This window comes from Streptomyces sp. CCM_MD2014 (genome assembly GCF_000772045.1).
GTDB lineage: Bacteria > Actinomycetota > Actinomycetes > Streptomycetales > Streptomycetaceae > Streptomyces > Streptomyces salinarius.
On the sequence record NZ_CP009754.1, the window covers coordinates 4,917,908 to 4,930,155 of the forward strand.

General features: G+C 74.7%; 11 protein-coding genes. 6 read left to right on the forward strand and 5 right to left on the reverse strand.

The features are described 5' to 3' along the window. Window positions 1-7 precede the first annotated feature (7 nt). Both NI25_RS21980 and NI25_RS21985 read left to right on the forward strand, forming a co-directional pair. Entirely contained in the window at window positions 8-691 is a 684-nt protein-coding gene (locus NI25_RS21980; RefSeq protein WP_061447029.1) for a maleylpyruvate isomerase family mycothiol-dependent enzyme, read from the forward strand. A gap of 84 nt (window positions 692-775) precedes the next feature. Further along, on the forward strand, window positions 776-1,465 hold the full coding sequence (locus NI25_RS21985) for a copper homeostasis protein CutC (RefSeq protein WP_061444083.1): 690 nt from the start codon (window positions 776-778) through the stop codon (window positions 1,463-1,465). 169 nt (window positions 1,466-1,634) lie between these two features. Here the strand turns inward: NI25_RS21985 and NI25_RS21990 are convergent, their stop codons facing one another. Then, complete coding sequence (locus tag NI25_RS21990; RefSeq protein ID WP_061444084.1) at window positions 1,635-3,680, reverse strand: HelD family protein; 2,046 nt, start codon at window positions 3,678-3,680, stop codon at window positions 1,635-1,637. 287 nt (window positions 3,681-3,967) lie between these two features. On the opposite strand from NI25_RS21990, the gene NI25_RS21995 reads away from it, so the two are divergent. Next, the gene (locus tag NI25_RS21995; RefSeq protein WP_030399360.1) at window positions 3,968-4,153 is read left to right on the forward strand and encodes a hypothetical protein; all 186 of its coding nucleotides are present in this window, start codon (window positions 3,968-3,970) and stop codon (window positions 4,151-4,153) included. A gap of 11 nt (window positions 4,154-4,164) precedes the next feature. Here NI25_RS21995 and NI25_RS22000 read toward each other — a convergent pair whose 3' ends face one another. The 3 genes from NI25_RS22000 to NI25_RS22015 form a co-directional block, all read right to left on the reverse strand. After that, window positions 4,165-5,811, reverse strand: coding sequence for a DNA repair helicase XPB (locus tag NI25_RS22000; RefSeq protein ID WP_061444085.1), 1,647 nt, complete (start codon window positions 5,809-5,811; stop codon window positions 4,165-4,167). 78 nt (window positions 5,812-5,889) lie between these two features. Continuing rightward, entirely contained in the window at window positions 5,890-6,057 is a 168-nt protein-coding gene (locus NI25_RS39755) for a hypothetical protein (RefSeq protein WP_061444086.1), read from the reverse strand. Window positions 6,058-6,426: 369 nt separating this feature from the next. Further along, complete coding sequence (locus NI25_RS22015; RefSeq protein ID WP_061444088.1) at window positions 6,427-9,024, reverse strand: helicase C-terminal domain-containing protein; 2,598 nt, start codon at window positions 9,022-9,024, stop codon at window positions 6,427-6,429. A gap of 139 nt (window positions 9,025-9,163) precedes the next feature. Here NI25_RS22015 and NI25_RS22020 point away from each other — a divergent pair, with 139 nt between their 5' ends. Then, the gene (locus NI25_RS22020; protein WP_061444089.1) at window positions 9,164-10,177 is read left to right on the forward strand and encodes a hypothetical protein; all 1,014 of its coding nucleotides are present in this window, start codon (window positions 9,164-9,166) and stop codon (window positions 10,175-10,177) included. A gap of 616 nt (window positions 10,178-10,793) precedes the next feature. After that, window positions 10,794-11,456, forward strand: a complete 663-nt coding sequence (locus NI25_RS22025) for an HAD family hydrolase (RefSeq protein WP_107071801.1) — start codon at window positions 10,794-10,796, stop codon at window positions 11,454-11,456. Here the strand turns inward: NI25_RS22025 and NI25_RS22030 are convergent. Then, the gene (locus tag NI25_RS22030; protein WP_061444091.1) at window positions 11,405-11,683 is read right to left on the reverse strand and encodes a hypothetical protein; all 279 of its coding nucleotides are present in this window, start codon (window positions 11,681-11,683) and stop codon (window positions 11,405-11,407) included. The genes NI25_RS22025 and NI25_RS22030 overlap by 52 nt on opposite strands. Window positions 11,684-11,856: 173 nt before the next feature. On the opposite strand from NI25_RS22030, the gene NI25_RS40630 reads away from it, so the two are divergent. Then, window positions 11,857-12,240, forward strand: a complete 384-nt coding sequence (locus NI25_RS40630; RefSeq protein ID WP_003974650.1) for a cold-shock protein — start codon at window positions 11,857-11,859, stop codon at window positions 12,238-12,240. Window positions 12,241-12,248 lie beyond the last annotated feature (8 nt).

Consider the following 12,248-nt stretch of genomic DNA (forward strand, 5'->3'; position numbering starts at 1 on the left):
GGAGTCCATGACGACTCCCGCAGACCTGCACGACGTACGCGACCCCGAACTGCCCGGCCGGCTGCTGACCCTCGAACGCGACGAGCTGGTGCCGCTGCTGCGGTCCCGGACCGACGCCGACTTCGCCCTGCCCGTGGTCGCGTGTCCCGGCTGGACCGTGCGCGACGTGCTGGCGCACTGCTCCAGCGCCCTGAGCCGGGTGGTGGAGCAACGCTTCGAGAAGGGCGTCTTCTCGCCCGAGTCCAACGACCGCGACATCGCCGAACGCGCCGACTGGAGCAACGCCCGCGTCGTCGACGAACTGGAACGCGGCATGACCGAGGCCGGCCCGGTGATCGCCCGGGCCGGCGGCGCACTGGACGCCGTTGCACTGGGCGAGTGGGTGCACGCCGGTGACGTACGCGTGGCCTTCGGCGAGCCGGGGGCGTACGCCGGGCGCGGGCTGCCGGAGGCGCTCGCACTGCTGGGCACCGTCACCCGCGCGCGCGGACACGTACCGCTCCACGCCGACCTGGACGACCTCGACGAGCCCCTCAAGCTGGGCGAGGCGAGCGGCGAGCGGCCGCCGGGCCGGTACATCGGTGACGGAGCCACCCTCGTACGCCTCTACGCGGGCCGCCCCCTGGACGGAGCGGCGGGCTGGGAGCTGGCCGGGGTGGAGGCGAAGGAGCTCAACATCTTCGGCGGCTGAGCGGCGAGCGGGGCCCCGGGCCTGCCGTCGGGCGCGTAGTCTTGGATTGGACTAGACCTGTAGCAGGCCGACGAATGGGGTCCCATGAGCAAGCGTGCAGTCCTGGAGGTGATCGCCCTCGACGTCGAGGACGCGGTCGCCGCCCAGGCCGGAGGCGCGGATCGCCTCGAACTGGTCACCGACATGGCGGCCGACGGACTCACCCCGTCGGCCGCGACCGTCGCCGCGATCCGTGCCGCCGTCGACATCGACGTACGGGTGATGCTGCGGCTCGCGGACGGGTTCGCCGCCGGCGACGTCGAGCGGCTGGCCCGCGTCGCCGGTGAGATGCGGGAGGCCGGGGCCACGCAGTTCGTACTGGGGTTCCTGGACGTGGCGGGCGACGTGGACCTCGGCGCGGTGGAGCGGATCGCCAAGGTGCTGGACGGGTGCCGGTGGACGTTCCACCGCGCGATCGACCGCGCCGCGAACCGGGACGCGCTGCGCAAGCAGCTCGCGGACTTCCCGGGCCTGGACACCTACCTGACGGCCGGGGCGGCCGGTGGCGTGGACGACGGCCTGACCGTGCTGGTCGCGGAGGCGCGGCGGCGGGGGGAGCCGGGGTACGAGCAGCAGCTGCTGGTCGGCGGCGGCCTGCGCCTGGACCACGTGCCGGGACTGCTGGACGCGGGCATCGACGGCTTCCACATCGGCGGCGCGGCGCGGCCCGCCGGGTGGAGCGGGCCGGTGTCGGCGGACGCGGTGTCTCAGTGGCGGCGGGTGCTCGGGGGGTAAGTCGTGCACCTGCGCTGGTGCTCGCGGGGGTGGGGAGCACAGCCCGGCGTGGCGGGGTGCTTCCCCAGTGCCTGAACGGCCTGGGCGGTACCCCCAGCGCCCACCCGTGCCGCCCCGGCGGCACGACTGCCCGCAGCGGCGCGGGCGGCCGCGTGCGACTGCCCGCAGTTCAGGCCAGCTGCGGCGGCAGCCCCGACGCGTGGGTCACGATCAGCCCCGACACCGCTCGGGTCAGCGCCACGTACAGCCGCCGCAGTCCCGTCCGTTCGTCCGGCTCGCCGTCGACCACCGCCCGCGGCTCGTCCAGGACCACGTAGTCGTACTCCAGGCCCTTGGCCAGCGAGGCCGGGACCAGCGTGAGCCGGGTGGCGTGGGTGGTCTCCTCGCCGGGGCCGACGTGGCCGATCCCGGCCGCAGCCAGGGCCGCCGCCAGCTCGGGCACGCGCGCGTCGGCGGCGATGAGGCCGACCGAGCCCTCCCGTTCCAGCAGCTCACGGCAGGCCGCCACCACTTCGGCCGTCCCGTCCGGGGCCGTACGGATGTCGAAGAAGCCCGGGTTCTCGCGGATCGACGCCACCGGTGTCAGGCCCGGCGCGATGTGCGGCAGCAGCCGGGACGCGTACGCGATGACGTCCGTCGGCACGCGGAAACCGGCCGTCAGCTCCTCGATCACCGCCTCGGTCTTGCCGAGGTGCCCCAGCGCCTCCTCCCAGCTCCGGGTCGCCCACGGCGTGGTGCCCTGCGCCAGGTCGCCGAGGACGGTCGCCGAGCCGGTGGTGCAGCGGCGGCCCACCGCGCGGTACTGCATCGGGGAGAGGTCCTGCGCCTCGTCGAGGACCACGTGCCCGAGGGAGTGGGTGCGCTCGATCAGGTCGGTCGCCTCGTCGATCAGCACGGCGTCGGCGGGTGACCACCTGGCCGACTTCACCGAGCGGGCCGGCTTCGCCCACAGCACCGCCTTCTGCTCGTCCTCGGTGAGGATTCCCGCGGCGTGCTCGGCGAGGAAGTCCGCGTCGGCGAGCAGGCGCAGGACCAGCTTGGCGGGGTCGACCTGCGGCCAGACCGACTTCACCAGCGCCTTCACGGCCGCGTTGCGCGCCACCGCGTTCTGCACCCGGTCGTCCGGTGCCTCGCCGGCCCGCTCCATCTGCACCAGCACGGCGTGCGCGATCCGCTGCGGCAGCGCCTCGCGGGCGGCGCCGTAGCGGATGTCACGGGCGAGCAGCTCGCGGACGATCTCCTCCAGCTCGTACACCGGCACCCGCCAGCGCCGCGAGCCGCGCACCACGACGACGCCCTCGGCGGGCGGGACGACGTGGGAGTACAGGGCACGGCGCAGCACCTCCGCCATCCGCGCGTCGCCCTTGATCACCGCCGTCGCCGCGTCGTCCGTGCCGCGCACCTCGACGTGGGCCACCAGGTCGTCCACGGTGGCCTGGCGGACCGTCAGCTCGCCGAGCGCCGGGAGGACCTGCTCGATGTAGTGCAGGAAGGACCGGTTCGGGCCGATGACCAGCGTGCCGGTGCGGGCCAGGCGCTCGCGGTGCGCGTACAGGAGGTAGGCGACCCGGTGCAGGCCGACGGCGGTCTTACCGGTGCCGGGGCCGCCCTGCACGCAGACCGAGCCGGTCAGCCCGGCGCGCACGATCTCGTCCTGCTCGGGCTGGATCGTCGCCACGATGTCCCGCATCGGTCCGACGCGGGGCCGCTCGATCTCCTCCTGGAGCAGCCTGCTGGTGGTCGCCGCCTCGGCCGGGTCGAGCAGGTGCTCGTCCTCGTACGCGGTCAGGTCACCGCCGGTGTAGCCGAAGCGGCGGCGCAGCGAGATGTCCTGCGGGTCCTTCTTCGACGCCCGGTAGAACGGCTGCGAGACCGGCGCCCGCCAGTCGATCACCATCGGGTCGCCGTCCGCGTCGTGCACGTGCCGCCGCCCCACGTAGAACCGCTCGCCCTCCCCGCCCTCGGCCTGCTCGGCGCCGGGAGCGTGCAGGTAGTCGAGCCGGCCGAAGAACAGCGGGGTCTCGCTGAGGTCGGCGAGCGCCTTGATGCGCTGCTCGATCTGCGCCTCCAGCACGGCGGCGTTGACCCAGTTCGCGGTGACGTCGGTGATGTCCAGGGACTCGACGTCCTCGCGCATGGCCCGCAGCGCGGAGCGGGACGCGGCGAGGTGGGAGCGCTCTTTGGCGAGGGGGTCGTCGTGGACGGGCGTGGACAAGGGGGTGCCTCCGGATGACCTGCGATGCGGTGGGCGCGGGACGCGCGGTGGACCGACCGGTTTCCGTCCGGACGGCAGCACTCCGTGGGGAGGCGGGCAAGAGCGGAGATTCTAGGGGAGCGCGGGCGGCGCGGGCCAACCGATTTTCTCCGCCCCGCGGTCGACCCCTAGGGGATCACGTCCTCCGCGCTGGGGGATGCGCTCCCTCCAGGGTCGTACCGGAGGCGGCCGGGGATTGGGTCCGCAGACCGATGCCGGTCGGGGGTGGGCAGTCGCACCATGGAGACATGAGCGCAGCAACCATCTCCCCCGCCCCGGCACCGGGCCGCGCGTCCGGTGCCACGCCCGTGGCCGGCAGCCACCGGCACCGGCTCGGTGACACCCTGCGCGCCGTCAGGGTGTTCGCGGGCGCAGCCTTCGACGTGGTCATCCTCGGCGAGTACGGCGAGGAGGCCGGAGTCCGCCGGCACTGAGGACGTCGGGCTCAGCCTCCGTCCGCCAGCACCTCGTCCGCGTCCATGATCCGGTAGGCGTAGCCCTGTTCCGCCAGGAAGCGCTGGCGGTGGGCGGCGAAGTCCTGGTCGAGGGTGTCGCGGGCGACGACCGAGTAGAAGTGCGCCTGGTGGCCGTCGGCCTTCGGCCGCAGTACCCGGCCCAGACGCTGGGCCTCCTCCTGCCGCGAGCCGAAGGTGCCGGAGACCTGGATGGCGACGGTCGCCTCCGGCAGGTCGATCGAGAAGTTCGCCACCTTCGACACGACCAGCACGCTGATCTCGCCCTGCCGGAAGGACTCGAAGAGCTTCTCCCGCTGGGCGTTGGACGTCTCGCCCTTGATGACCGGCGCCCCCAGGTGCTCGCCCAGCTCGTCGAGCTGGTCGATGTACTGGCCGATGACGAGGATCTGCTGCCCGGCGAACCGCCGCACGATCGCCTCCGTCACCTTCCGCTTGGTGTCGGTCGTCGCGCAGAAGCGGTACTTCTCCTCCGCCTCGGCGGTGGCGTAGGCGAGCCGCTCCGAGTCGGTGAGGTTGACCCGGACCTCCACGCAGTCGGCGGGCGCGATGTAGCCCTGCGCCTCGATCTCCTTCCACGGCGCGTCGAACCGCTTGGGCCCGATGAGGGAGAACACGTCCGACTCGCGGCCGTCCTCCCGGACGAGGGTCGCGGTCAGGCCGAGGCGGCGGCGGGCCTGGAGGTCGGCGGTGAACTTGAAGACCGGCGCGGGCAGCAGGTGCACCTCGTCGTAGACGATCAACCCCCAGTCCCGGGAGTCGAACAGCTCCAGGTGGGGGTAGACGCCCTTCCGGCGCGTCGTCAGCACCTGGTAGGTCGCGATGGTGACCGGCCGGATCTCCTTGCGCGTACCGCTGTACTCGCCGATCTCGTCCTCGGTCAGCGACGTGCGCTTGACCAGCTCGTGCTTCCACTGCCGGGCGGAGACCGTGTTGGTGACCAGGATCAGCGTCGTCGACCTGGCCTGCGCCATCGCGCCCGCGCCGACCAGCGTCTTGCCCGCGCCGCAGGGGAGCACGACGACACCGCTGCCGCCGTGCCAGAAGTTCTCCACCGCCTGCTTCTGGTACGGGCGCAGCGCCCAGCCGTCCTCGGCCAGGTCGATCGGGTGCGCCTCGCCGTCGACGTATCCGGCGAGGTCCTCGGCGGGCCAGCCCAGCTTGAGCAGCGTCTGCTTGATCTGCCCACGCTCGGAGGGGTGCACGGCCACGGTGTCCGGGTCGATGCGGGCCCCGACCAGCGGCGCGATCCGCTTCGACTTCAGGACCTCCTCCAGCACCGGCCGGTCGGTGGTCGTCAGGACCAGTCCGTGTGCCGGGTGCTTGGAAAGGGTGAGGCGGCCGTAGCGGTCCATGGTCTCGGCGATGTCGACCAGCAGCGCGTGCGGCACCGGGTAGCGGCTGTACTCGACGAGCGCGTCCACGACCTGCTCGGCGTCGTGGCCCGCCGCCCGCGCGTTCCACAGGCCCAGCGGGGTCACGCGGTAGGTGTGGATGTGCTCCGGCGCCCGCTCCAGCTCCGCGAACGGCGCGATGGCCCTACGGCAGTCGGCGGCCTGCTCGTGGTCGACTTCGAGGAGCAGGGTCTTGTCGGACTGGACGATCAGCGGACCATTCACGGGCGGCACCCTTTCGCGTGCGTACGGCCGGACGACGGCTCGGCCAAACGTCCAGTGTGCCTGATCGCGGGCCCGGGCCTACCGGAGAGCGACGTTGATGTTGTTGATGAGCGGCCCCTCCAGCGCCGCGGCCCTGGGGGCGAGGGCCCCGAACAGTGCGGCGGCGGTGATCAGGGCGGCCATGGAGACGGCGACCGCGGACCGGGCGGCGGAGCGAACGGGGTCCGCGGGGATCTTGTCGGGCACGGCGGGCCTTTCGAGGAGGGACGGCGGGCCGGGGACCGGGGCCCGGCCCGCCTGGGGATCGCGGAGGCGGACGGTCAGAGGGTGAGGCCTCCGCCGAGGTCGATGCCGACCGCGGCGGCCTCCGCGGCGAACGCGGCGACCAGCGTCGCGGTGGAGGCCAGAACGGTGGCGAGACGGCGAACTGCAGTGCGCATCGGGCGCTTCCTTTCGCTTCGGTGCAGGACAACCGGTGGCTGCCCGAGCCCCGCCGGCCCGATGCGGTTTATGAAAAAAGCTCCCTCGCAGGTGCGAATCACCCGGCGTGGCGTGCATGGATCACGCCGTACACCCGGAGGAGCGACACCGTCCGCAAGGATTCCCGTTAGCCCGTCAGCCCGCGTCGTCGGCCAGTTCGGCCACGCCCGTGATCCGGTGCAGCGGGTAGGTGCGCACCTCGTCCGCCGTGTGGTCGTACGCCGTGACGAAGCCGCCCTCGACCCGGATCGGCGCGATCACCCGCTGGCTGGCGGCGCCCTCGGCGTTCACGTAGCCGATCCACAGCGCCTCGCCGGTCAGGACCGCCGCCTGCATCGTGGCCAGCGTCTCGGCGGCGCCCGTGCGGGGCAGCGAGCCGCCCGGCGCACCGCTCCCGCCGTCGCCCTCCCCGCCGCCGGGGCTCGGCTTGCGCGGGGTCGTCGAGGCCAGGTCACCGGCGCGCACGGCACGGATCGCCGCCGCCAGGAGCGTGTCGTCGGGGGCCGGCGGACCGTCCGGCACCGGCTCGGGCGCCGCACGCGGCGGGGTGCGGCGGGAGTCCGCGCGGGCGATCAGCACGTCGCCCGCGGCGGACTCGGCGGCCGGCGCGAACCCGATCGCGCGCAGCCCCTCCAGCAGCGCCGCCGGGTCGGCCTGCGCGGCCAGCACGGTGGGCGCGAGACGGCGCAGGCCGAGGGCGGCGGCCCGCTTGTCGGCGAGGATCTCGTCCAGCGTCGCGTCGTCGTCGCAGCGCACGTACGCCGAGGCCGCGCCCACCCGCAGCCGCCCGTGCCGCCGGGCCACGTCGTCGATCAAATAGGTCAGGGGCTGCGGCACCGGCGTGCGGGAGTGCCGGGCCAGGAACGCGTGCAGGTCGGCCGCGCTCTGCCCGGCGTCCAGCGCCCGGCGCACCGACCCCGGGGTGAACCGGTAGACGGTCGCCCCGCCCTTGGACTCCACGTCCGCCAGCACCCCCAGCACGTCGGCCAGCTCCCGCTCCAGCGGCCCCGGCGCCACCGCCGTCAGGTCCGCCTGGAGCAGCACGTGGTCCAGCGGTTCGGGGAAGAGCGGTGCCAGCAGCCGGGCGGCGGTCGCGGTGGCCGCGGCCCGTTCGGCGGGGGTCGGGGCAGTGGCCGCCGGGGGCGTGCGGTGGTGGTGGACGGGGAGCTTGTCGCCCGGCCCCCGGGGCTCCGTCTCCGCCGCCGGACGGGGTGCCTCGGGGGCGCCGATGAGGGCCCTGCCCGGCGCCGCCAGCGCACCGCGCCCGGTGACGCCCAGCAGCTCGGCCTCGGACAGCGTCCACCGGGCGATCCGGCTGCGCAGGTCGTCGTCCCGCGCGTCACCGGTCCCGGTCTCCCGCTGTTCGCGTTGCGGGCCGCGCAGGGGGCGTTCCCAGCGCAGCCGGGCCAGCACCGACGCCTCGACGGGCGAGGCACCCTCGGGCAGCCCCGCCAGCAGGGCCAGCACCCGGTGCCGTACCTCCGGCGCCGCCGAACGGTCCAGGTTCGGGCCCAGCGCCGAGAGCGTGCGGTCCTTCGCGTCCCGCCCCCCGACCACGCCCGGCGTACGGGTGGCCGTCAGCCACGTCCCCGCCAGGTGCGCCCAGCGCTCGGCGGGCGGCAGCTCGCGCCACTCGTCGTACGCCGGGGTCGCCGCATACCGCTCGTCCGCCTCGCCGTCGGAGGCGATCAGACCGGCGCCGTAGGCCAGTTCGACCCAGAACGCGGCGACCGGCTCGGGCACGTCCAGCGCCACGGCGGTCCGCTTCAGGTCGCGCACGCTCAGACCGCCGGCCCGCAGCACCGCCGGGCCGCCCTCGTCCCACTCCTTCAGCAGTTCCTCCACGGTCGCCAGCGCCGCCAGGGCCTGCCCGGCCGCGGTGGCGTCCACAACCTGTGGACGGTGCGTGGCGGCCGCTTCCACCGGCGGCGGCACCGGCTCGGGCGCCCGGTGCGCCCGGCCCGCGCGCAGGTGCAGGGCGACCTCGCGGGGCAGCACGACCGTGCCGGGCGCGGTCGGCAGCAGCAGGCCCCGGTCCAGCAGTGCGCGCAGGTGCGGGGCGGGGTCGTGGGTGACCTGGCCGTACGGCGGCCCCCACACCAGCCGGGCCAGCACCTCCCGGGACTCCTCCGGCAGCTCGGCGAGGAGCGCCGCCATGCGCCGCCGGTCGGCGAACAGGGCGCCGAGCGCGGACACGGCGGAGACCGAGTCGTGCGTCGAGGGCAGGCCGACGGCGCCGAGGATCTCCTGGATCCGGCCCGGCGACATCCCCGCCGTCGCCTCCCGCACGGACGGGCCGAGCCCCGTCGGGGACGGGTGCTGCGGGGAGGGCGCGAGGAGCTCACGGGCGGTGCGCACCAGCCGCAGCCGGTCGTCGGCGCCCCACACCAGCGCCTGCTCGCGCAGCAGGGCGACGGCCCGGGGCAGGGCGGCCGCGACGGCCGGGTCCTCCTCGTCGCCGCCCATCAGGGCGAGCAGTTCGCCGTACGACGCCGGGTCCGGCGCCACGGCCAGCGCCTCGGCCGTCTGCAGCGCGAACCGGTCCAGCCGCTCCAGCGCCCGTACGACCGAGGCGCGGGTGCCGGCGCGGGTGGCGAGCTGGGTGAGGTCGGTCGGCACGGGGGTGATGAGATCGGGACGGCTGCGCAGGAGGGCGGCCAGCGAGACGTCGTCCCTGACGCGGAGCGCCTCCGCGAGGGAGCGGGGGGCCGCGGACTTCTCCTCGGTGCTCATCCCGCTCACGTTAGCGGGTGGGTGCGACGGCGGAGGTGTGCGTGCGCGGGCGCGGTGCCGTCGGCCGGACGGGAGGATTCGGTACCGTCGTCCGACGGGGTACGTCGGGGTACCACAACGCACCGCCCCGGAGGGGAACGTGGGGATCGAGAGCGACCAGGTCGTCTTCGAGTATCTGAGCCGCGTCGGCGACGTGGCCCAGCAGCGGCAGCTGCCGTCGGCCACCCGCATGCGGCTGGTGTCGGAGCTGCGCAACGAGATCGACCGGCACCGTGCCAAGACCACCGTGGACAGCCCCGCCGCCGTCCGCCGCATCCTGGACCGGCTCGGCGACCCCGACGACATCGTCACCGCCGCGGGCGGCACGAGCGGCGCACGGCAGCAGGCACCGGACCCCACCGCAGTACCCGAACAGCGCGACCCCGAGCCCCGCGAGGCCACGCCACGCGACGCCCAGCGCCGGAGGGGCCGACGGCGCCCCGCACCCGAAGCCCCGGCCGGGCCCCCGGCCGCCTCCCCGCCCCACGTGGCGAGTGCGCGGGAACTGGGCGACGTCGACGAGGGGCAGCCGGACTGGTGGCGGGTCGACGACGGCCCCTTCGCCGGTACGGGCACCCTCGGCGACAGCGTTCCCGGATTCGTCGGCGGCGTCGAGATCCCGGAGCTGCTCAGGAAGCCGCCGAGCGCGGAGGACGAGGCGGGGCGGAAGGACACCGACGGGTCGAAGACCCCGGTGGAGGAGGCCGAGGAGCCGGCCGCCGCGCCGGCCGGGAGGCGGGAGGGGCGCCGCCTGCCCCGCCTGTGGCCCGAGGGCGGCTGGAACAACCCCCTGCTGCTGCTCGCCGCGGCCCTGCTGATCGCGGGCGCCGCACTCGGCAGCCTCGTCCCCCTCGGCCTCGGCTGGCTGATCGCCTACCTCTCCCGCAGGCTGACCCCGGCCCAGACGAAGTGGGCCGTCCTGGGCCTGCCCGGCACGGTCGCCGCCGCCGGCGCCGTCTGGCTGTGGGGCCGCGCCGAGGGGCGCTGGGGCGACGAGATCACCGAGGGCCGGCTGAACGAGGCCGTCGCCGACACCTGGCCCTGGGTCCTGCGCGGCGCCGCCGTGGCCACGGCCCTCTACCTCCTGTGGCGCTCCCGCCGCTCCCGCGCCTGACGGCTCCCGCGCCTGACGGCTCCCGCGCCTGACGGCTCCCGCGCCTGGCGGCTCCCGCGCCTGACGGCTCCCGCGCCTGGCGGCTCCCGGGCTTGGCGGCTCCCGGGCTTGGCGGTTTTCGGGCTTGGCGGCTCCCGGGCTTGGCGGTTTTCGGGCTTGGCGGCTCCCGGGCTTGGCGGTTTTCGGGCTTGGCGGCTCCCGGGCTTGGCGGTTTTCGGGCTTGGCGGCTCCCGGGCTTGGCGGTTTTCGGGCTTGGCGGCTCCCGGGCTTGGCGGTTTTCGGGCTTGGCGGCTCCCGGGCTTGGCGGCTCCCGCGCCGGCCGCTCCGGGCCTGGTTCCCGGGCTCGGCGGTTCCCGGCCCGCTCCGGCGCCCGCCCGTTCCCGCGCCCGCCCGTTCCCGCGCCCACTCGTTCCCGCGCCCACTCGTTCCCGCGCCCGCCCGTCCCGGCGCCCACTCGTTCCCGCGCCCACTCGTTCCCGCGCCCACTCGTTCCCGGCGCCCACTCGTTCCCGCGCCCATCCGTCCCGGCGCCCACCCGCTCCCGCGCCCACCAGTCTCGGCGCCCGACAAGCCCGCGCCCGACAGGTCCCGTCCCACGCCCGGCACAATGGGAGCCATGGCCTCCACGACGCGCCCCGCGCCCACCGTCGGTTTCGACCTCGACATGACGCTGATCGACTCACGGCCCGGCATCCGCGCCTGCTACCTGGAGCTGAGCGCCCGCACGGGGACGTACGTGGACGCCGACCTGGCCGTCACCCGGCTCGGGCCGCCGCTGGCCGAGGAACTGGCGAACTGGTTCCCGGCCGGGGAGATCGAGGCCGTCGCCGACCTGTACCGGGAGATCTACCCGGCGTACGCGATCGAGCCCACTCTCGCGCTGACCGGCGCCCGCGAGGCCGTCGCCGCCGTGCGCGAGGCCGGCGGGCGGGCGATCGTCGTCACCGCCAAGTACGAGCCCAACGCCAAGCTGCACCTGGCCCACCTCGGCATCGAGCCGGACGCCGTGATCGGCGGTCTGTGGGCCGAGCAGAAGGCCGTCGCGCTGCGCGAGCACGACGCGGACGTCTACGTCGGCGACCACGTCGGCGACGTACGCGGAGCCCGCGCCGCCGGTGCGCTCTCGGTGGCCGTGGCGAGCGGACCCTGCGACGCCGACGAGCTGCGCGCGGCCGGTGCGGACGTGGTCCTCGCCGACCTCACCCGGTTCCCGGCGTGGCTCGCGGCCTACCGCGACGGCGAGGGCGACACCGAGGGGCTCGACGCGGCGCGCGCCTGACGCCGCCCGGCGGCGACCGACCGGAGCACCCCGGCACCGGCGACCAGGAAGCCCACTCCCATCAGCATGCTCAACCCGAACATGAAGGTGGGGAAGGGCGTCGTGCCCAGCAGCAGCGGGGCCACCGTGACCAGAGTGGCCACGGCGCCGACGAAGAAGACGATCGCACCGGCGCGGATCAGCCGGTCACCGGGCGCGGCGGAATTCGTTTGGGTTTGTTCACGCACCCGACCAGGGTAGTTCCCAGGCCCGGGGAACAACCGGGGGACGTCTTGTCACCCGGCCGCGGACCATTAGCCTGGGTACCGGCGGGTCAGGACGACCCGCCCGAGTGCTATCAAGAGCCGTTTCCGAGCATATTTCCGAGCAGTTTCCGACGAGTACGAGGACGAGGACAGACGTGCCTACCGGCAAGGTCAAGTGGTTCAACAGCGAGAAGGGCTTCGGCTTTCTCTCCCGCGACGACGGCGGTGACGTCTTCGTCCATTCCTCGGTCCTCCCCGCCGGAGTCGAGAGCCTGAAGCCGGGGCAGCGCGTCGAGTTCGGTGTCGTCGCCGGTCAGCGCGGTGACCAGGCGCTGTCGCTCGCCCTGCTCGACCCGGCCCCCTCGGTCGCGGCCGCGCAGCGCAAGAAACCGGACGAGCTGGCCTCCATCGTGCAGGACCTGACGACCCTCCTGGAGAACATCACGCCGATGCTGGAGCGCGGCCGCTACCCCGAGAAGACGGCGGGCAAGAAGATCGCCGGGCTGCTCCGCGCGGTCGCGGACCAGCTCGACGTCTGACCCCGTCC

Excerpts from the sequence above, each read along its gene's own strand:
- NI25_RS21995 (WP_030399360.1), top strand. The coding sequence starts at position 3,968 with ATGAGCGCAGCAACCATCTCCCCCGCCCCGGCACCGGGCCGCGCGTCC.
- NI25_RS22015 (WP_061444088.1), bottom strand. The coding sequence starts at position 9,024 with ATGAGCACCGAGGAGAAGTCCGCGGCCCCCCGCTCCCTCGCGGAGGCG.
- NI25_RS22025 (WP_107071801.1), top strand. The coding sequence starts at position 10,794 with ATGGCCTCCACGACGCGCCCCGCGCCCACCGTCGGTTTCGACCTCGAC.
- NI25_RS21980 (WP_061447029.1), top strand. The coding sequence starts at position 8 with ATGACGACTCCCGCAGACCTGCACGACGTACGCGACCCCGAACTGCCC.
- NI25_RS21985 (WP_061444083.1), top strand. The coding sequence starts at position 776 with ATGAGCAAGCGTGCAGTCCTGGAGGTGATCGCCCTCGACGTCGAGGAC.